Raw genomic sequence first — 19,223 nt, 5'->3', positions numbered from 1 at the left:
TTGATGGCATCCCAGGCCGGGTAGAGCACCTTGTCGCGCGCTTCCTGCAGCATCAGGGCATAGGACAGGTTGTTGATGTCTTCCGAGGTGCAGGCGAAGTGGAAGAACTCCGCGACTTTCTTGATCTCGGCATTGCCCTCGGCCTTTTCCTTCAGCAGGTACTCGACCGCCTTGACGTCATGGTTGGTCGTTTTCTCGATGTCCTTGACGCGCTGGGCGTCTCCCACCGAGAAGTTCTCGACCAGGCCATCCAGGAAGGCATTCGCTTCATCCGACAGCGCCGGCACTTCGGTCACGCCCTCCAGCGCGGCCAGGTGCTGCAGCCAGCGGACTTCGACCGTGGTGCGGAAGCGGATCAGGCCGTATTCGCTGAAGATCTCGCGCAGGGCTTCGGTCTTCGAGCCGTAGCGGCCGTCGACAGGGGAAATGGCGGTCAAGCTGGTGAGATCGGTCGAGTTGCTGGTCATCGGCCCTCTGGGCTCCCTTTTAAGAGGTGTGGCATCAAACGCGGCATGGTGCGAAGCGCGTGTGCTTGGTAGAATTCCGGCCTTTCCGGAAAGCGCCACGGCACGCCGCTGGAAAGCGCGTATTTTGCCGGATTTTCAAGCGCTTAACCACCAATCACAGCCACCAATCACAGCAACAGAGCAGGAGTAGGGAAGATGGCCGCTGACAAGAGCCAAAACACGGGTTTCCGCGTGGAAAAAGACAGCATGGGCGAGCTCAAGGTGCCAGAGCATGCGCTATGGGGTGCGCAGACCCAGCGTGCGGTCGACAATTTCCCGATTTCCGGCCTGACCATGCCGCGTTCCTTCATTCGCGCGCTCGGCTACCTCAAGGCGGCAAACGCCGAGGCCAATCTCGAGCTCGGCCTGATGGAGCCACATATTGCCGAGGCCATCGTCAAGGCGGCGCTGGAAGTGGCCGAGGGCAAGCACGACGAGCATTTCCCGATCGACGTCTTCCAGACTGGCTCCGGCACCTCCTCGAACATGAACTGCAACGAGGTGATCTCGCACATCGCCACGGAATACGCCGGCGAAAAGGTGCACCCGAACGATCACGTCAACATGGGCCAGTCCTCGAACGACGTCATTCCGACCACCATCCACGTGTCGGCCTCGCTGGAAGCCAGTGAAAAGCTGCTGCCGGCGCTGGAGCACCTGGCGAAGACGATTCGCTCCAAGTCGAAGGAGCTGGACAAGGTCATCAAGACCGGCCGCACCCACCTGATGGACGCCATGCCGGTCAGCATGGGCCAGGAGCTGGGCGGCTGGGCCACGCAGATCGAGAACGGCATCGAGCGCATCAACGCCGCGTTGCCGCGCATCCGCCGCCTGGCACAGGGCGGCACTGCGGTCGGTACCGGTATCAATGCGGATCCGGCCTTTGGCGCCAAGGTGGCCGAGAAGCTCGCAGGCCGCACCGGCGTCGCCTTCGAAACAAACTCTGATTACTTCGAATCGTTGTCGGCGCAGGATGCCGCCGTCGAGTTCAGCGGCCAGTTGAAGACCGTGGCCGTGTCGATCATGAAGATATCCAACGACCTGCGCTGGATGAACTCCGGCCCGCTGGCCGGCCTGGGCGAGATCGCACTGCCGGCATTGCAGCCTGGCAGTTCCATCATGCCGGGCAAGGTGAACCCGGTGATACCGGAAGCCGGCGCGATGGTGGCGGCCCAGGTGATCGGCAATGATGCTGCCATCACGGTGGGTGGCCAGGCAGGCAACTTCCAGCTGAACGTGATGCTGCCGATGATTGCCTACAACCTGCTGCAATCCATCGAGATCCTCGCCAACATTTCGCGCGAGCTGGCCGATGCGGCGATCAAGGGCTTCACGGTCAATGAGGACAACCTCAAGGAAGCGCTGGACAAGAACCCGATCCTGGTCACGGCCATGAATGCCGTGATCGGCTACGACAAGGGCGCAGCGATCGCCAAGCAGGCCTACAAGGAAGGGCGTCCGATCAAGGACGTGGCGCGTGACAATACCGACCTGTCCGAGGAAGAGCTGGATCGCCTGCTGGATCCGGCGGCACTTACCAAGGGCGGTATCCACAAGTAGTCGGCGCTACTGCGCTTTCTCGCGACTTTCCGCCTTGCCTCAGCTGCGCTCGTTACGCGCCTGGGGATTAGTTTGCTCAAGAAGGGCCGGGATTGAGAAAGCCTCGCTTGCGTGAATGGCGCGAGCGGGGCAGGCTGTGGGTTCATTTACACGGAAGGGGGCAATCCCGAATGAACAAGAACATTCTGGTCGTTATTGGCGTTCTGATGGCCGTCGCTGGTGGCCTGGGCCTGTACTTCGGTGGCATTCCGGTCGAGCGAGAAGTCCTGTCCGTGGGCGAGCAGAGCCTCGGTTACACCGAGACGAAGAGCATTCCGGAATGGTTGTCCGGCCTGTTGCTGGGCCTGGGTGTCGCCCTGACCGCCTTCGGTGTCTTCAGCAAGAAATAACCTTAATAAGACGATATAAGTAATTGATAATTGAAGGATAAAATCAGAAAGATACTGGTCGAATCCTTGCCGGAGGCAGGTGAGATCGGCCAACTGGATGCGGAACGTTGGGGGGCAGATTTGCCCCCCGATTTACGTCCGGATGTGGATTCGCTGCGCCCGGCTGCCGTCCTCGTGCCGCTGGTCGAGCGGGAAACGGGCCTGACGGTGCTCCTGACCCGGCGCACCGATACCTTGCCCGAGCATCCCGGCCAGGTGGCTTTTCCCGGTGGTCGCCATGAGCCGTCGGATCGAGACCTGGTCCACACGGCACTGCGAGAAACGGCCGAAGAAATCGGCCTGGGGGAGGAATTCATCTCCATCGCCGGCTTCCTCCCGCCCTACATGACCATCACGCGCTACTCGGTGACGCCGGTTGTCGGCTTTGTCCGGCCCGGCTTCAAGCTGGTTGCGGATCCGACAGAAGTTGACCAGATCTTCGAAGTTCCACTGGAATTTCTGCTTGATCGCAGCAATATTCGCCGAGAAGAGCGCGAATTCAAGGGCCAGGTGGTGGGCTATTACGTCATCGATTACCGGGACGACGCCGCGGAATACCGCATCTGGGGCGCCACCGCCGCCATGTTGGTCGATTTCATCGCACGGCTAGATGCACAAGCTTAACGGGAATTAAGGAATGTCCAAGCCTACCGAAAACGACGTCATGCAGGCGCTCTTGCAGGTCATGCGGCGCTTGCGTGATCCGCAAAATGGCTGCCCCTGGGACAAGGAGCAGGATTTTGCCTCCATCGCCCCGTATACGGTCGAGGAAGCCTACGAAGTCGAGGATGCGATCCAGCGCCAGGACATGAACGGGCTGCAGGAAGAACTGGGTGACCTGTTGTTCCAGGTCGTCTTCCATGCCCGCATGGCTGAAGAGGCAGGCCATTTCGACTTCGAGCAGGTGGCGCAGGCGCTCGTGGACAAGATGGTCCGCCGCCACCCGCATGTCTTCGGGGATGCCGATATCGACTCCAGCGACGCCCAGACGGCCTCCTGGGAAGCCATGAAAGCCGAGGAAAAGGCGGCCAGGGGCCAGCGAGGCGTGCTCGATGACGTGCCCCTGAACCTGCCCGCACTGGTCCGTGCCGAGAAGCTCTCCAGGCGTGCCGGCCGCGTCGGTTTCGAGTGGCCGGATCTCGAGGGTGTCTTCGACAAGATCGAAGAGGAAACAGCCGAGCTGAAGGAAGCCGTTGCCAAAGGGCTGGACAGGGACGCGGCCGAAGACGAACTCGGCGACATGCTGTTCGCCATGGCCAACCTGGCGCGTTATCTCAAGGTCGACCCCGAGGCAGCCTTGCGGCGAACCAATGCCAAGTTCGAGCGACGCTTCCGGGCTGTCGAGGCCGAGCTTGAGGCGCGCGGCAAGTCACCCTCGGAGAGCACGCTGGAAGAAATGGATGCCATCTGGAACGACATCCGGGCGGTGGATCGTCGCCAGCACAAGAGCCAGGAGACGGATTGAATCCAGTCATGTCCGGCCGCAAGACTTCCGTTCCCGACAAGTTGCCCCTGCCTGAATGCTGGCAGGGCGATGTGGCGCGCCTGAAGAAACTCAAAAAGCAGGGCAAGGCAGCAGCGCTCGAGAAGTTGATCGAGGAATCGAGACAACGCGTGGCTGGCAGGCTCGACCGCATTCCCGTCATCGACTTTCCCGCGGAGCTGCCGGTCAGCCAGCGCGTCGACGAGCTGGCCGAAGTGATCGAAAGGCACCAGGTCGTCGTGGTGTGCGGCGAGACGGGTTCCGGCAAGTCGACGCAGTTGCCGAAACTGCTGCTGAAGATGGGGCGGGGCACACGCGGCCTGATTGCACACACCCAGCCCCGTCGCGTAGCGGCGCGCACGATTGCCAAAAGACTGTCCGATGAATTGGGAACCGATCTTGGCAAGGAAGTCGGTTTCAAGATCCGTTTCCGCGACCAGGTGTCGAGCGACACCTATATCAAGGTGCTGACCGACGGCATGTTGCTGGCCGAGATCCAGGGCGACCGTTCGCTGGACCAGTACGACACCATCATCATCGACGAAGCGCACGAGCGTTCGTTGAACATCGATTTCCTGCTGGGCTACCTCAAGCAACTGCTTCCGAAACGTCCCGACCTGAAGGTCATCATCACCTCGGCGACTATCGATCCCGATTCCTTTTCCGAACACTTCGACAAGGCGCCGATCGTCCAGGTATCCGGGCGCACCTATCCGGTCGATACCTGGTATCGGCCACTGGCCGGCGATAACGGCGAGGCTGATCCGGACCGGGACATGACGGGTGCGATTGTCGATGCCGTGGCCGAATGCTGGAAGCACGGCCCCGGTGATGCGCTGGTGTTCCTGTCGGGTGAGCGTGAAATCCGCGAGACTGCCGAGGCGTTGAAAAAGCGCTTTGGCGAGCACGCCGAAGTGTTGCCCTTGTTCTCGCGACTTGCTGCGAGCGACCAGGATCGCGTCTTCAATCCCGGCCACAAGCGCAGGATCGTGCTCGCGACCAACGTCGCGGAAACCTCCATCACCGTGCCGCGCATCAGCTACGTCATCGATCCGGGCGTAGCACGCATTTCGCGTTACTCCGCGAAGTCGAAAGTGCAGCGCCTGCCGATCGAGCGCATCAGCCAGGCCAGCGCCAACCAGCGCAAGGGACGTTGCGGACGCATCAGCGACGGCATTTGCGTAAGGCTCTATTCGGAGGAGGATTTCGAATCGCGGCCCGAGTTTACCGATCCGGAGATCCAGCGCACCAACCTGGCCGCGGTCATCCTGCAGATGCAGTTGCTGAAGCTCGGCGAGATCGAGAAATTCCCTTTCCTGGCGCCCCCGAACGAGCGCCTGGTCAGCGATGGTTATCGCACCCTGCAGGAAATCGAAGCGGTGGACGAGCAGCGGCGCATCACCTCATTGGGGCGCGAACTGGCGCGACTGCCGGTCGACCCGCGCCTGGGACGCGTCCTGCTTGCCGCGCGCGACAGCAACTGCCTGAAGGAGATCATGACCATTGTCGCGGTGATGGCCATCCAGGATCCGCGCGAGCGGCCGATGGACAAGGCTGGAGCAGCCGATGAAGCGCATGCGCAATTCAACGACGACGAGTCCGACTTCATTGCCCTGGTGAATCTCTGGAACGCCTGGCAACAGGTGCAGAAGGATCGATCCGGCAACCAGGCGCGCAAGTGGTGCAAGCAGCATTTCCTCGCCTACATGCGCATGCGTGAATGGCAGGATATCCGCCGCCAGCTGTCCGCCCACTTTTCGACCGAACACGCGAAAATCAACCAGGCCGATTCGGATTACTCGGAAATCCACCGCGCCTTGCTGAGTGGTTTCATTTCACAGGTAGCCTTGCGGGACGAGGGTGGCTGGTATGACGCCGCGCGTGGTTTGCGCGTCCGCATCTTCCCGGGCTCTGCCGTTTTCAAGGCGGGCAAGAAGGACAAGCAGGGCCAGGGGAAGGGCAAGGGTCCCAAATGGATTCTGGCTGGCGAGCTGGTCGAGACGGGCAAGATGTGGGCGCGCAAGGTTGCCCGCGTCGAGCCTGCATGGATCGAGGCGGCGGGCGCACACCTGGTCAAGCGCGAGGTATTCGAACCGCACTGGGAAGCCGCCAGCGGACGCGTGGCTGGCTTCGAGAAGAAGACGCTGTTCGGATTGCCCATCGTCGCGAAGCGCCGGATCAACTTCGGGCCCGAAAATCCGAAGGTTGCGAGGGAGCTGTTCATCCGCGAGGGCCTGGTCAGGCTCGAGCTGGAAGGGAGCCATGGCTTCCTGGCACACAACCGCGAGTTGCTGGAACTTGGAGAAGACCTGGAGGCGCGAGTCCGGAGGCGCGACATCCTGGTCGAGGAATCCGCGCTGGAAGCGCTGTATGCCGAACGCCTGCCGGATCACATCTACGACGGCATCACCTTCAAGGCCTGGTACCGCAAGCAGCGTGACGAAGCGGACCGCATGCTGAGTTTCAGTCGCGAAGAGGTCCTGGCAAAGAGTCCTGACGAAATCAGTGCGGAACAGTTCCCGGATGCCTTGCCGCTGGCCGGGACGAAACTGCCGCTGGATTACCATTTCGATCCCTCGGCACAGGCGCAGCAGGCTGACGGCATTTCACTGGATGTGCCGGTAGAGCTGCTCGGCCAGCTTGATGAAAGCGCGCTCGACTGGCTGGTGCCCGGGTTCATCGAGGAGAAGGTCACGGCGCTGATACGCGGGCTGCCGAAGGCCCGGCGCAGGAACTTCGTACCGGCGCCGGATTTCGCACGTGAAGCCGTGCGTGCGATGTCCTTCGGCGAGGGCGACCTGCTTGAATCACTGGCCCGACAACTCACGCGCATGAGCGGCGCACCCGTGGATCCAGAATGGTTCCGGGACATCGAACTGCCGCCGCACCTGCGCATGAACCTGCGGTTGCGTGGCCCGGACGGTGAGGTGCTGGCAGAAGGACAGGACCTGGAAAGCCTGCAGGAGCGTCACGAGAAAACCGCGACGCAGGTGGCCCGCAAGCTCGAGGTCGAGGAATGGCCCGAAAGACACGATACACGCTGGTCCTTCGGCGAGCGCCCGGAACAACTGCAACTGCCAAGTGCCGGGCGGACGATCACGGTATTCCCGACCCTGGAGGACCGGGAACACAGCGTGGCGAGCACCCTGGCAGCCTCCGAGGGCCAGGCCGCCGAGCTCATGCATGGCGCGGTGTTGCGGCTGCTGGAATTCGGCCTCAAGGACGAGCTGCGCTTTGCACGCCGCAATATCGACGGGTTCGAGCAGATGGCCCTGCAATTCAAGCCAGTGGGCAGCGCCACTGCGCTGCAGGACGATATCCTGGAAGCGGCCCAGTTGATCCTGCTGGGCGAGCAGGCCGAATCACTGCGCAACGAGGCCGATTACCGCGAGCTGGAAGATGAGATTCGAGCCGGCTTGCAGGGCGAGGTCAACGAGCTTGCCGACGCCGTGAGCCGGATCCTGGGCAAGCGACACCAGCTCGCAAAGCAACTGTCAGGATCCCTGGCGCCGGCGATGCTGGCCGCGTCCGCGGACGTCGGCAGCCAGCTGGACAGGCTGGTATTCCCCGGTTTTGTCGCCCGCACGCCGCGGGACCGCCTGATGGAAATGCCGCGCTACCTCGAAGCGGCGCGGCTGCGCCTGGAACGGGCGGGCAACAACCCGCAACGCGACCTGCAGCAGCAGCGGCTGATCGAGCCCCACGAGAACCGCCTGCTGGATTGCTGGGAGCCGGAAGACTGGCTGAATGACGACGATCCGCTGGCCCGCTACCGCTGGCTGATCGAGGAATACCGGGTTTCCCTGTTCGCCCAGGAGCTGGGAACCCGTGACAAGGTCTCGGAAAAGCGCCTGAGCGAGGCCTGGCGCGCTGTCCAGCGCCGCTAGTCCGGTTGGCAGCCTGCCGCGGCAGCGCCATCCCGCCGTTTATCCGGAAAATTCAACGTCAACCGGGGAAACCCTGACAAACCGCCTGTCTGGCGTTATAGTCAGTTCGTGTTCGGACGAAATATGTCATAACACCAGCCTACAGAGCGGCAGGCTGCATGGTCGGGCATCGGCTCGAAACAGACATGACAGTGAAACTGACCGTTGGACGGGAGTAGCGTATGCGAATAGGTATCTGCATTGACTCGGCGTGTGATTTGCCGACGTCATTCATCAATGCCCACAACATCGAGATCATGCCCATCAACCTGATCCTGGGTGACGAGAAATTCGTCGACAAGCGGATCACGGCCGAGACCATCGAGTTCTACAAGCGATACTCGGCTGACAAGAACCTGCAGGGCGAGACCGAACCGCTCTCGGTGGAAGACATCACCGACATGTTCCTCAAGCGCCTGGTCCTCAATTACGACCGGGTGCTGGTGCTCTGCCTGGCGAGCACGCGCTCAAAGATCTTCGAAAACGCCACCAAGGCTTCCTTTGCCATTCTCAAGGGTTACAAGAAAGCCCGAGCCGATGCCGGCATCGAGGGAGCGTTCGCCTTGCGCGTTGTCGATACCAAGACACTGTTCTCCGGCGAGGCCGTGCTGGCGCACGAAGTTGTCCGGCTGATCGAGGAAGAAAACTATCCCTTCGACAAATTGCGTCCCCGCGTCGAGGAACTGTCCAAGCACGTGCACGCCTACCTGATCCCGAACGATCTCCATTACCTCCGCAAGGCGGGCAGGGCGCGCGGCGACAGGAGCATCAGCTGGCTGTCCTACACGCTGGGCACGGCGATGGACATCAAGCCGATCGTCAAGGCCTACCGTGGCGACACCTTCCCGGTAAAGAAAATCTCCGGTTTCGGAACGGCCGTCTATTCCTTGTTCGACAAGGCGCGCGACATGATGAAGGAAGGCCTGATGACCAATACCATCTGCATGAGCTATGCAGGGAATCCGGATGTCATTCGCCAGATGTCGGGCTACAAGACCCTCGAGCGCGAGGCTGCCAAGCACGGCATCAAGCTGATGCTCACCGTGATGAGCACCACCGCCGGCATGAACGTCGGTCCGGGTTCGTTCGCCATCGGCTGGATCTCCAACAAGATGGGCGAGAAAGACTGACAGGCACGCACTTGAGTCCCTGCGTGGCTCGGGTTATACAGAAGGAGCGCCGCAAGGCGCTTTTTCTGTATCTGGGGACTGGGTGTCGAACGGCTGGCCGGGAGCGGGCTTGATGGAACTTCTGCGAGACACGACGTTGCTGCGTCTGCTGGTCCTGCTGGGATGCGCGACCATGGTCGCCTGCAGCACCGGCTTCGGGCGCATCAGTGACGAGCCCATGCCGGCAGGGCAGTTGCCCCGGGATGTCGCACCCCTGGCCTATGATATCTCCCTGCGTATCGATCCGGACGCGTCCCGCCTGACCGGGCAGGTCGGCATCGACATCCAGCTGACGCGGCCGCGAGATGTGATCTGGCTGCATGGCAGGGACCTTGACGTGTCGTCGGCCACCTTGCACACCGCCGACGGGCGTCGTATCGAGCTGGCATACCAGCAGGTCTCGGTCGACGGGCTGGTGAAACTGGAACTGGGCGAGTTCGTCGGTCCGCAGATGGCCCGCCTGGAGTTCGTCTACAGCGCAGCCTTTTCGAAGGGCCTCGAGGGCGCCTACCGTGTCGAGGTCGACGGCGCGCATTACATCTTCACCCAGTTCCAGGCCATCGCGGCTCGCTCGGTGTTCCCGGGCTGGGACGAGCCCTTCTTCAAGGCCGCCTACAACCTCGTCCTGACCGTTCCAGGCAGCGATACAGCGGTTGCCAACACGCCGGTCATCGAGACCACCTTGCTGCCGGACGGCTTCAAACAGCTGAAATTCCGTCGCAGCGAAGCGCTGCCCAGCTACCTGCTGGCCTTTGCGGTCGGCCCCTTGTCTTTCCTGGATCTCGAGGCCCTGCCATCGACCGATGTGCGACCGACCAAGCTGCCATTGCGTGGCGTCGCTGTCGACGGCCGGGCCGACGGCATGGATTTCGCCATGCAGCACACACGCAGGATCCTCGAATTCCAGGAGCGCTACTTTGGCAGTGCCTATCCCTTCGACAAGCTGGACCAGATCGCCGTACCGGATTTCGCACCAGCGGCGATGGAAAACGCCGGCCTCATTGCCTACCGTTCGGGACTGTTGTTCATCGACCCTGTGACCAGTTCGGAAGACCTGATCAGCTATGCCCTGGGTACCCAGGCACATGAGCTCGCGCACCAATGGTTCGGTGACCTGGTGACGCCGGCATGGTGGGATGACCTCTGGCTGAACGAATCCTTTGCGACCTGGTTCGAAAACAAGACGCTGGAGGCGCTGTATCCGGAATTCGAGCCGCAGCTGAGTCGGGTGCATACCAGCCGCTCGGCCATGACAGCCGACCGGCTCATGTCGGCCCGCCAGGTCCGGAACAAGGTCAGCAATACCGATGACATCCAGAATGCCTTTGACGGCATCACCTACGCCAAGGGCGCCGCCGTGCTCGGCATGTTCGAAAAGCATGTCGGAGAGGCGGCGTGGCGACGGGGTGTCCAGCGCTACCTGCAGCAGCATCGTTTCGATGTTGCCGACCTCGATGACTTCATGGCTGCCGTACAGGCCGAGGCGGGCGTGCCGGTCAGCGAGCCGATGAAGTCTTTCCTGTTCCAGCCCGGCCTGCCCCTGCTGAAGGTCGATCTCGCGTGCTCCGGCGACCAGGCCGATGTAGTGGTCGAACAATCGCGCTACCTGCCATTGGGCTCGACGGGCAATCCCGCGGCACTGAGCTGGCAGGTGCCTTTCTGTTTCGCCTACGAAGACGGTGGCGAGATCAAGGAGCAATGCCAGCTGCTGACCGAACAGCGAGAGGCCTTCCCGCTGGCTGCCACGGCATGCCCGGCCTGGCTGCATCCGAATCCGGGTTGGCACGGTTACTACCAGTGGCGCGTGGAAAAACCGGCCTACGACGCGCTTGCAGAGGCCGGTCTCGACCTGCCGTCGACCCTGTCGCTGAATTTCAGTGTGCGCAGCGGTTTCTACGATGGCAGCCTGAGCGCGGCCGAGGCGCTGGCCATCGGTGAGAAATGGGCGCGCTCCCCGATACCGGCCATTGCGCGTGAAGCGATGATCGTGCAACAGATCGTGCAGCGTTACATCCTGCCGGACGAGCTGCTTCCGGCAAGTCGCAGGTATGCCTCCATGCTGTATGACAAGACGCAGCTGCTTGATTCCCTGCGCAGGGGCGGCGCCACGGACAGTGACCGCGCCGATTACGAGGCCCAGCTGCTGCATTACCTGTATTTCCGTGCGCGTGACGAGGAGGTGCAGCGCGAGCTTGCCGCCATCGGCCGCACCTTGCTGCCTGCCGGTGCCAGCTCGCTGCAACTGGGTCGGCTGCCCGCGGCCTACAACAAGGTCGTGCTGGACGCCGCGCTGGCCGAATTCGGCGAGCCGTTCTTTCACCAGCTTGTCGAGGTGATGCGGACCGCAACTGCGCCCAATGATCGAAACCTTGCAAGGCGGGTATTGCTGGGAGTCCGCCAGCCGGAACTTGCCGACTGGCTGCTGGACGAGGTGCTCGAGGGCGACCTGTTCCGGAAAGCGGAAATAGACAATGTGGTGCGGGCACAGATCCAGGAGCGGTCACGCGAAGGCCTGGCCTGGGATTGGTTGAAGAAACACTACGGGACACTCTCTGAAGCCCTGCCCAGCTCGACCTTCGGCGGCACTCCCTTCATCAGCATGACACGGACCTTCTGCTCGGAGGACATGGCCGCTGACGTGGCCGCTTTCTTCGGCCCTGTGGCCGCCGAGCGGCAGGGTGGCCAGCGAAATCTCTCGCTGGCGCTGGAGCAGATCAGGCTGTGTGCTGCCCGCAGCGAATTCCATCGCGAGTCGGCGACCGCCTATATCCGGCAGTGGGCTGCCGAAAACCCGCCAAACGGGCCGGAAACAAGGCCTTAGGCCGCCTGACTCGCTATCATCAAGGCGCCGCAGCTGGTCTGCGGCGCCGCTGCATGCGGGGCATGGGCATTCAAACCTTTTGCAGCGCGGCAGCGTCCTAGCAACATGGAGATGGTCAGGGCAATGAGCGACAGCGAATCCGGCAAGCGAACCGCGGTTGCGGCCAGCGCGGCTGCCAGCGAGGTGGCGGAAGACGATGCTCGGCTGGTCGGACTGGCGCTGGCAGGCGACCAGGGCGCTTTCGAGGCTCTCTATCGGCGCCACATCGGCCGGATTTATGCCCATTGCCTGCGCCTGACCAGTGAAACGACCACCGCGGAGGAATGCGCCCAGGAGGCCTTCATCATGGCCTGGCGCAAGCTGGACAGCTTTCGTGGTGACAGCGCCTTCGGCTCCTGGATATACACCATCGCGACCAACACCGTGATGATGCATTTCCGGCAGCAGAAGCGGCAGCAGAACCACCTGCAAAGCGTCGATGCGGAGCAGTGGGAGCGCCTGCCAGGCGAGGCACAGAGCGATGGCCTGCACATGGACCTGAACAGCGCGCTGCACAGCCTGCCGCACGGCGCAAAGATGGTCTTCCTGTTGCACGATGTCGAAGGCTATCGACACGAGGATATTGCCGAACAGCTGGACATTGCTGTCGGCACCAGCAAGGCGCAACTGCATCGAGCACGTCGCCTGTTGAGAGAGAGGTTGAAACAATGAACGACAATTCATTCGATCAGGAACACGTCACGGCCCACATCGATGCCTGGCTGGATGGCGAGCTCTCGGCAAGTGATCTTGCGGACTTCGATGATCATCTCGGGCGGTGCGAAAGCTGCCGCGCAGAAGTCGAGGCTGCGGAACAGGTGGCCGGACTGGCACGGTCGCTGCGTGATGCTCATCGCGAGCAGCAGCCTGCCAGGGATCTCTGGCCAGGTATCGAGGCGGCGATCAAGGCCGGGGATGGCGGCAAGCCCGCTCGCATCAGCGAATCGAACTGGTTCCGGGGCCTGGCTGCCGCGGCCGTGCTCGGCATGGTGTACATGGGCGGCATGATGACGGTGATGCGCCAGCCGGCCATGCCGACGGGAGACATCGCGAGTGCCGCGCCGGTGCAATACGAAGTCAGCGACATCAAGGATTCGCTGCCGGCGCCACATTTCCAGCTGGTCAGTGACGACCGCTTGTCGGACCAGACCCGCGAAACGCTGTTGCACAACCTGATGATCGTCAATCTCGCCATTCGCGAAGTTCAGCAGGCGCTGGATGACGAGCCGGACAACGTGCAATTGCGCAAGCTCCTGCGATCGCTATACGAGCAGGAGAACGACATTCTCAACCGGGCCGAGCGCATCGCTTCGACCCGCGAATCCAACCAGGTGAGGAGTGGTATATGAAAACGCTGAACATGAGGAATGCGAGCAGGCTGGCACTCGGCTTGCTGCTGGGTCTGGCCGGAACAGCTCCGGCACTGGCCGGCGAGCGAGTGGACATCACGAAGGAGGCGCCGGCCGATGGCACGGTGAGCATCGAGACCATGGCGGGCAACGTCAAGGTCACGGGCTGGGATCGTGCGGAAATCCGTGTCGAGGGCGAACTCGATGACAGGGCAGAGCGTCTCGACTTCGAGCGTGATGGCAATTTCACCCGCATCAAGGTGGTTTACCCGCGCCGGGTGAAGAACATCGACGGTTCGGACCTGAGCATCATGGTGCCGGCAGCCAGCGAGGTTCAGGTCGACACCGTGGCGGCCGACGTGGATTTCAGCAAGGTGTCCGGTGACATCTCGGCAGAGACGGTCAGCGGCAGCATCAATGCCGAGGGCAGCAGCAGGGAATACAGCCTTGCGAGCGTGAGCGGCAGCATCCGCCTGAAGGGCACGAGCGATGACGCCCGCATCGACCTGGCCAGCGTCAGTGGCGACATCCGGCTGAGTGATGCCAACGGCATTCTCGATGCAGCCAGCGTCAGCGGCGATCTCAGCGTGGACAACAGCACCTTGCGTCGTGCCAGCATGGCGAACACCTCGGGCGATATCGAATTTCGCGCCAAGGTTGTCGATGATGGTGATTACGAGTTCGCGTCGATCAGCGGCGACGTCACGCTGACCTTCAGCAGCCTGCCGACGGGTGAATTCGACCTGTCGACCTTCAGCGGTGATATCGACAACGACTTCGGTCCGGAGCCGCGCCGCACCAGTCGCTACACGCCGGGCTACGAGCTCGAGTTCAAGCAGGGCGAGGGTGAAGCGCAGTACACGGTCGAGACCCTGAGCGGCACGATCACCCTGGAGCTGCGCGACTGACAGCGATGCCGGGGACGATCAGGGCCTTTCAGCGTGGGCCTGCCACTCGTCACCGTGCCGATCGAAACGCGTTGCCAGGTTGCCTCCCTCACGCAGCCAAAGGCAACGCAACACCGAAAGCTCGACATCGAAGGCCGTGAAATTTTCACGGCCTTCTTCTTCATGACCATCTGACACGTCCAGCAGGTACAAGGCTTTCTGCTCGGGCGGCATCTGCTTCCAGAGCTCGTCCAGCAGCTCGCGATCACGCACTTCCTGCGTGCGTCCGTAAGCACGCACCTGGAGCTTTTCCTCCGGCGACCAGAACACCAGGCAGACATCCGGTTCGGCTTCCATTTGCGAGTGCTTGTGACTGCGGCGGTCGGTGTAGAAGCGGAGACTGTGCGCGGCCGAATCCGCGTCCCGCAGAACGACCATCCTCGCATCGGCGCCCGAATCGCTCTGGCTGGCCAGCACCGGAATTCTCCACGTGCCGGCGCAGCTGCTGATATGGCCCCACACCGCCTCGAATTCACCTGGCTCGATCACCCGGTCCTGCATGGTCAGCGCTCTCCATCCACGTATAATGGCGACAGTCTCTCACAGCGACGGAACGGCGACATGCAAAAACTGCAGGTATTCACCACGGGCGGCACCATCGACAAGGTCTATTTCGACGCCAAGAGCGAATACGAAGTGGGCGAAGCGATGATCGGCCGCATCCTGCACGAGGTGGGCGTGACGTTCGAGTTCGAGGTCGCAGAGCTTCTTAAAAAGGACAGCCTCGACCTGGACGAGCATGATCGTGCCCGGATCCATGAAGCCGTGGCCGCCTGCCCGGACAAGCACATCCTCATCACCCATGGCACCGACACCATGGCGGAGACCGGTCGCCAGTTGCTGGACATCCCGGGCAAGACCATTGTCCTGGTCGGCTCGCTGAGCCCCGCGAGATTCCAGGGCAGCGATGCCGTTTTCAACATCGGTTGTGCCGTGGCGGCCGTTCAGACCCTGCCGCCGGGTGTCTATGTGACCATGAGTGGCCGGGTGTTCGAAGCCGACAAGGTGCGCAAGAACCGCGACATGAACCGTTTCGAGGACGCCTGAGCGCAGCCTCGACAGGGTGCCCTTTCTTTCTGCGGCGCAAGCTGTAAGCTTTGTCTATTCCAATCCGGCAGTCGGTTCCGGCTGCCTTTCCAAGGAGGATTGTCCCCATGCAGAGACTGCTCAAGAACGTGTTTCCGGCATTGCTTGGCCTGCTCTTCACGGCGAGTGCCGCGGCCGGCCAGTTCGACGACGTCGAAATCAAGACCACCAAGGTCGCCGATGGCATCTACATGCTGGCAGGCATGGGTGGCAATATCGGCCTGCTGACCGGACCGGACGGGAATTTCCTGATCGATGACCAGTTCGCACCGCTGACCGACAAGATCCGTGCCGCGGTCGCCGAGGTGGGCGAGGGCGATATCCGCTTCATCCTCAACACGCATTACCATGGCGACCACACTGGCGGTAACGAAAACCTTGGCAGCACGGGCAGCCTGATCATTGCCCACGAGAATGTCCGCAAGCGCCTGTCCACAGACGAGTTCATGCAGACCTTGCGAGACCAGGGTGCCGAAGATCCGAGCGCGGCGCTGCCTGTGATCACCTTCAACGATGGAATCAATTTCCATATCAACGGCCTTACCTTGCGTGGCGTGCACATTGCCAATGCGCATACCGATGGCGATACCATGATCTGGTTCGAAGGCGCCAATGTGGTGCACATGGGCGACACCTTCTTCCAGGTCGGTTTTCCATTTGTCGATGTCGAGGGTGGTGGTTCGCTGGCCGGCATGATGAAGGCCATCGATCATGTGCTCGCGAAAGCGGACAGCGAGACCCGCATCATCCCCGGTCATGGCGAGCTCACGGATGTGGAAGGACTGAAGGAATACCGCGCCATGCTGGTTGATGTCGCGCGCCGTGTCGAAAAACTGAAAGCCGAGGGCAACAGCGTCGATGACATCGTCGAGATGGATCCGCTGGCCGACCTGCGCGAACGCTGGGACTGGGCCTTCATCAACGCCGACAAGCTGATCCGGGCCATCTATCCGGAACTCTGAGGAGGTCAGACCCATGAAAGCATTCCAGTTACTGGCAGCGCTGGGCATTACCCTGTTGCTGTCGGCCTGTGCCAGTTTCAGCGCGGGTCCCTTTGCCGATTCGGACGAGCCGCATGCGACCCTCGAGGCTGTCATCAATGCGGATGTGACGGACAGCCTGTTTCCTGCGTTGCTGGTCAAGGTCGACGGGAAGGGCGTCGCTTCTCCGCAGCGGCGCACCTATTTGCTGCCACCGGGCGAACATGTACTCAGCCTGGAGCCGGATCGCGAGGCGATACAGCAGTTCGAGAACAATTACGGGCGCAATTACCAGCTGCCCCGGATCTTCTTCGAGCGAAACATCCGGATCAACGTGGAAGAGGGCAAGCGCTACAAGTTCGGCGTGACGATCAAGCGTTACAACTACGCCGACTGGCAACCGTACCTGCAGGAAATCAAGGACTGACCTCTTCAGTTCGCGGAACTGTCCCCTGACGCCGCCGTGCCGCGTTCCTGCCGGGCGCGGGCGATGAACTCGGCGGCGGATTCGCCTGGGTACTGCACCAGCGACGATTGCTCAGCCTCGCCCGGAACAAACAACCTCTCGGTCTGGGCATCGGCATTGTACAGCCCGACCAGCAGGTCGCGAGCAAAGGCGAAAACCTCGTCCGAGAGGCCTTCGTAGGGGGCGTTCATCACCCTGATCTTGACGAATTGCCCGTTGAACTCGGTCAGGTACAGGGTATAGCTCAACGCCTGCCCGCTGCGTTGCAGCGCCATCTGGCTGCCGACAACGGCAAACGGCACCGACAGTACGTCGCCATTGCGCTCGAAGTTGTAATTCCACTCGAACTGGCGCGCGGACTCGATCTTCACGTCCTCGTAGATGCCTGCACTGGCCGCTGCCTCGATTTCGGCCAGGACCTGCCGAAATTCCGCGGTCACCAGCATGGCGTCACCCGCATCGAGCAACATCGTGCGGGCAGGCTCGCTCAGTGGATAGACGAATACACTGGCAGTGAAATCGACATCGCCGCTGTAGCTGTAGACGGTGCCATTCACGCCGTCATCATAGACATGCTTTTCACTCAGCAGCATCCCGCCAACGGCCAGTGGCAGCTGGACCTGGTCGATCTCCTGCCTGGCGGCAAGCTTCGCGGCGACCTCTGCCGGTGTGGCATCAGCGGCCACCCAGGTTTCCTCGCTGCTTTCTTCCTCTGCAGGCGGCGGTGCCTGCGCAGGCGTACCGGCACAGCCGGGCAGCGCCAGGAGGATGAACAGGAAAAGAGAGCGGGGGCTGACAATACGGACTGGCACGATGACGACCTTGAATATGTGGACCAACCGCCATCTTACTGGCAACGCCCCGCCAGTGGAACGCCAGGCAGGCCGCACCTCGGGCAGCCGAGGAAGGGGGTGCGCCAGGCAGGTCGGTATGGGTTAAACTGCGGAGAACGCATCAGAACAACGGGGATCTGATGACCTCACGGAAAGCGGAAGCGAACGCCAGCGTCGAGTCGAATGCCGATCGCGAGGCGCGCGAGGCGCGGATACGGCGCCTGCAGACCGAGCTTGCCGCGCTGCGCCAGGCAGCCGGCGTTAATGACGGCTTGTCGCCGGACCGCAGCGATGATGACGACGATGCCTCGCTCACTACGGTCAAGGTGCCCGCGGCCTTCGAGCCGACCTTTCTTGAAGCCCAGCGCTACGTTCGCCGCTACTTCAGCTCGCAGGAGCAGGATCCTTCCTCGGCCAGCATTTCGATCGCCGGCGAGCGCTACGTGCTGGTACGCGCCGCGTCCTTGTCCGTGGAATTCGTCCAGCTGGTCAAATCCCTGTATATCGACAAGGGTGAAGCCGAAGCACAGCGTGCCGCCAACAATCTCCTCTATGACCTGGCGCATGCCATCGGCCAGGCGGATGCCCGCGCGTTCCGGCAGAAGATGAAGCTCGAGTCGCCGATCGAGGCGTTGTCAGCAGGCCCCATTCACTTTGCCTTCGCTGGCTGGGCCTTTGTCGATATCTCGGCGGATTCCAATCCGTCGCCGGATGAAGACTTCCTGCTGCTTTACGAACACCCTTATTCCTTCGAATCACATTCCTGGCTGGCCAAGGGCGAGCGCAGTGGCCAGCCCGTCTGCATCATGAATGCCGGTTATTCCTCGGGCTGGTGCGAGGAAAGTTTCGGCTTGCCGCTGGTTGCCGTGGAAACGGAGTGCATGGCAGCTGGCGGGGAGTGTTGCCGTTTCGTCATGGCGCCGGCCGGTCGTATCGAGGAGCACGTCAGCCGCCTGGCCAGCGAGCGAGGCGATCCTTCAGCCGAGGCAACAGACGGCGTCGCGGCGGAGATTCCTGAATTCTTCTTTCGCAAGCGCCTGGAAGACGAATTGCGCGAGGCGAACGAAAGCCTGGAGAAAAGGGTGGTCGAACGGACCAGGGAACTGGAAGCCGCGACCAGCGAGCTGCGCGTACTGGGATCCGCGATCGAGAACGCAACCGAGGGGTTCGTGATCATGGAACGGCGCGAGGAGGATGGCGAGGCCGTCATCAGCTTCGTCAATCGCGGCTTTTCGGAGATCACGGGCATGAGAGATGCCGACGTGCTTGGCAAGTCGCCGGACCAGTTGCCCGTGGCATCGGACGACCGGCACTTGCTGGTCGAGATTCGAGACCGACTGCGGGAAGGGAAATCGGTCGATGTCGAAGTGACGGCACTGCGGCCCGACGGCACGGAATACGAACTGGAAGTGCACGCCATGCCTGCCGACCCGGAAAAGCAGCCAGCACACCGCTGGGTCGCCATCCTGCATGATGTCAGCGAACGCAAGGCGCACCTCGAGGAGCTGCAGCGCCAGGCCCTGCATGACGAACTGACCGGATTGCCGAATCGTGCGCTTCTCTACGACCGTATCGAGCATTGCATCGAGGGCCTGGACCGGCACGACAAGGAATACGGCCTGCTGTTGCT

At 61.9% G+C, this 19,223-nt stretch carries 17 protein-coding genes; 14 read left to right on the top strand and 3 right to left on the bottom strand.

Going from position 1 to position 19,223, the window contains the following annotated elements; translation table 11 throughout:
- Window positions 1-467, bottom strand: a 467-nt coding sequence (locus R3217_07320) for a lyase family protein (GenBank protein MDX1455246.1), incomplete at its 3' end; no start/stop codon positions are given.
- Between the two features lie 195 nt (window positions 468-662).
- On the opposite strand from R3217_07320, the gene R3217_07315 reads away from it, so the two are divergent.
- The 10 genes from R3217_07315 to R3217_07270 all read left to right on the top strand — a co-directional run bounded on the left by R3217_07315 (window position 663) and on the right by R3217_07270 (window position 14,189).
- Entirely contained in the window at window positions 663-2,066 is a 1,404-nt protein-coding gene (locus tag R3217_07315) for a class II fumarate hydratase (GenBank protein ID MDX1455245.1), read from the top strand.
- A 170-nt stretch (window positions 2,067-2,236) separates the two neighbouring features.
- Window positions 2,237-2,455 carry a hypothetical protein gene (locus R3217_07310; GenBank protein ID MDX1455244.1) on the top strand — a complete coding sequence of 73 codons (219 nt, stop codon included), beginning with the start codon at window positions 2,237-2,239 and terminating at the stop codon, window positions 2,453-2,455.
- Between the two features lie 120 nt (window positions 2,456-2,575).
- Window positions 2,576-3,118 carry a CoA pyrophosphatase gene (locus tag R3217_07305; protein MDX1455243.1) on the top strand — a complete coding sequence of 181 codons (543 nt, stop codon included), beginning with the start codon at window positions 2,576-2,578 and terminating at the stop codon, window positions 3,116-3,118.
- Between the two features lie 13 nt (window positions 3,119-3,131).
- Window positions 3,132-3,959, top strand: a complete 828-nt coding sequence (gene mazG / locus R3217_07300) for a nucleoside triphosphate pyrophosphohydrolase (GenBank protein ID MDX1455242.1) — start codon at window positions 3,132-3,134, stop codon at window positions 3,957-3,959.
- Window positions 3,956-7,864: an ATP-dependent RNA helicase HrpA gene (gene hrpA, locus R3217_07295; protein ID MDX1455241.1), complete on the top strand. Its 3,909-nt coding sequence runs from the start codon at window positions 3,956-3,958 to the stop codon at window positions 7,862-7,864. Before mazG ends, hrpA begins: the two co-directional genes overlap by 4 nt.
- Before the next feature lie 221 nt (window positions 7,865-8,085).
- A complete protein-coding gene (locus R3217_07290; protein ID MDX1455240.1) occupies window positions 8,086-9,033 on the top strand; it encodes a DegV family protein in 948 nt (315 codons plus the stop codon).
- 112 nt (window positions 9,034-9,145) lie between these two features.
- On the top strand, window positions 9,146-11,893 hold the full coding sequence (locus R3217_07285) for a M1 family metallopeptidase (protein ID MDX1455239.1): 2,748 nt from the start codon (window positions 9,146-9,148) through the stop codon (window positions 11,891-11,893).
- A gap of 123 nt (window positions 11,894-12,016) precedes the next feature.
- Window positions 12,017-12,604 carry a sigma-70 family RNA polymerase sigma factor gene (locus tag R3217_07280; GenBank protein ID MDX1455238.1) on the top strand — a complete coding sequence of 196 codons (588 nt, stop codon included), beginning with the start codon at window positions 12,017-12,019 and terminating at the stop codon, window positions 12,602-12,604.
- The gene (locus tag R3217_07275) at window positions 12,601-13,281 is read left to right on the top strand and encodes a zf-HC2 domain-containing protein (GenBank protein MDX1455237.1); all 681 of its coding nucleotides are present in this window, start codon (window positions 12,601-12,603) and stop codon (window positions 13,279-13,281) included. The genes R3217_07280 and R3217_07275 overlap by 4 nt, the downstream gene beginning before the upstream one ends.
- Window positions 13,278-14,189 (top strand): DUF4097 family beta strand repeat-containing protein, encoded by a 912-nt coding sequence (locus tag R3217_07270; protein MDX1455236.1) that lies wholly within the window; start codon window positions 13,278-13,280, stop codon window positions 14,187-14,189. Before R3217_07275 ends, R3217_07270 begins: the two co-directional genes overlap by 4 nt.
- Before the next feature lie 18 nt (window positions 14,190-14,207).
- Here R3217_07270 and R3217_07265 read toward each other — a convergent pair whose 3' ends face one another.
- Entirely contained in the window at window positions 14,208-14,729 is a 522-nt protein-coding gene (locus R3217_07265; GenBank protein MDX1455235.1) for a pyridoxamine 5'-phosphate oxidase family protein, read from the bottom strand.
- A 60-nt stretch (window positions 14,730-14,789) separates the two neighbouring features.
- Here R3217_07265 and R3217_07260 point away from each other — a divergent pair, with 60 nt between their 5' ends.
- The 3 genes from R3217_07260 (at window position 14,790) to R3217_07250 (ending at window position 16,721) form a co-directional block, all read left to right on the top strand.
- On the top strand, window positions 14,790-15,275 hold the full coding sequence (locus R3217_07260) for an asparaginase domain-containing protein (protein ID MDX1455234.1): 486 nt from the start codon (window positions 14,790-14,792) through the stop codon (window positions 15,273-15,275).
- A 107-nt stretch (window positions 15,276-15,382) separates the two neighbouring features.
- Entirely contained in the window at window positions 15,383-16,276 is an 894-nt protein-coding gene (locus R3217_07255; protein MDX1455233.1) for an MBL fold metallo-hydrolase, read from the top strand.
- Window positions 16,277-16,289: 13 nt separating this feature from the next.
- Window positions 16,290-16,721, top strand: coding sequence for a hypothetical protein (locus R3217_07250; GenBank protein ID MDX1455232.1), 432 nt, complete (start codon window positions 16,290-16,292; stop codon window positions 16,719-16,721).
- A 5-nt stretch (window positions 16,722-16,726) separates the two neighbouring features.
- Here the strand turns inward: R3217_07250 and R3217_07245 are convergent, their stop codons facing one another.
- A complete protein-coding gene (locus R3217_07245; GenBank protein MDX1455231.1) occupies window positions 16,727-17,572 on the bottom strand; it encodes a hypothetical protein in 846 nt (281 codons plus the stop codon).
- Between the two features lie 161 nt (window positions 17,573-17,733).
- Between R3217_07245 and R3217_07240 the strand changes: the two genes are divergently transcribed.
- The coding region (locus R3217_07240) for a PAS domain S-box protein (GenBank protein ID MDX1455230.1) at window positions 17,734-19,223 on the top strand (1,490 nt) is incomplete at its 3' end.

This window comes from Gammaproteobacteria bacterium (assembly GCA_033720895.1).
GTDB lineage: Bacteria > Pseudomonadota > Gammaproteobacteria > Natronospirales > JAJUFS01 > JAWWBS01.
The sequence above is the reverse complement of the archived record's forward strand: the minus strand, read 5'-3'. Positions and strand labels throughout refer to the sequence as shown.

Excerpts from the sequence above, each read along its gene's own strand:
- R3217_07285 (MDX1455239.1), top strand. The coding sequence starts at position 9,146 with ATGGAACTTCTGCGAGACACGACGTTGCTGCGTCTGCTGGTCCTGCTG.
- R3217_07275 (MDX1455237.1), top strand. The coding sequence starts at position 12,601 with ATGAACGACAATTCATTCGATCAGGAACACGTCACGGCCCACATCGAT.
- R3217_07280 (MDX1455238.1), top strand. The coding sequence starts at position 12,017 with ATGAGCGACAGCGAATCCGGCAAGCGAACCGCGGTTGCGGCCAGCGCG.
- mazG (MDX1455242.1), top strand. The coding sequence starts at position 3,132 with ATGTCCAAGCCTACCGAAAACGACGTCATGCAGGCGCTCTTGCAGGTC.
- R3217_07310 (MDX1455244.1), top strand. The coding sequence starts at position 2,237 with ATGAACAAGAACATTCTGGTCGTTATTGGCGTTCTGATGGCCGTCGCT.
- R3217_07265 (MDX1455235.1), bottom strand. The coding sequence starts at position 14,729 with ATGCAGGACCGGGTGATCGAGCCAGGTGAATTCGAGGCGGTGTGGGGC.
- R3217_07270 (MDX1455236.1), top strand. The coding sequence starts at position 13,278 with ATGAAAACGCTGAACATGAGGAATGCGAGCAGGCTGGCACTCGGCTTG.
- R3217_07255 (MDX1455233.1), top strand. The coding sequence starts at position 15,383 with ATGCAGAGACTGCTCAAGAACGTGTTTCCGGCATTGCTTGGCCTGCTC.
- R3217_07250 (MDX1455232.1), top strand. The coding sequence starts at position 16,290 with ATGAAAGCATTCCAGTTACTGGCAGCGCTGGGCATTACCCTGTTGCTG.
- R3217_07290 (MDX1455240.1), top strand. The coding sequence starts at position 8,086 with ATGCGAATAGGTATCTGCATTGACTCGGCGTGTGATTTGCCGACGTCA.
- R3217_07260 (MDX1455234.1), top strand. The coding sequence starts at position 14,790 with ATGCAAAAACTGCAGGTATTCACCACGGGCGGCACCATCGACAAGGTC.
- R3217_07315 (MDX1455245.1), top strand. The coding sequence starts at position 663 with ATGGCCGCTGACAAGAGCCAAAACACGGGTTTCCGCGTGGAAAAAGAC.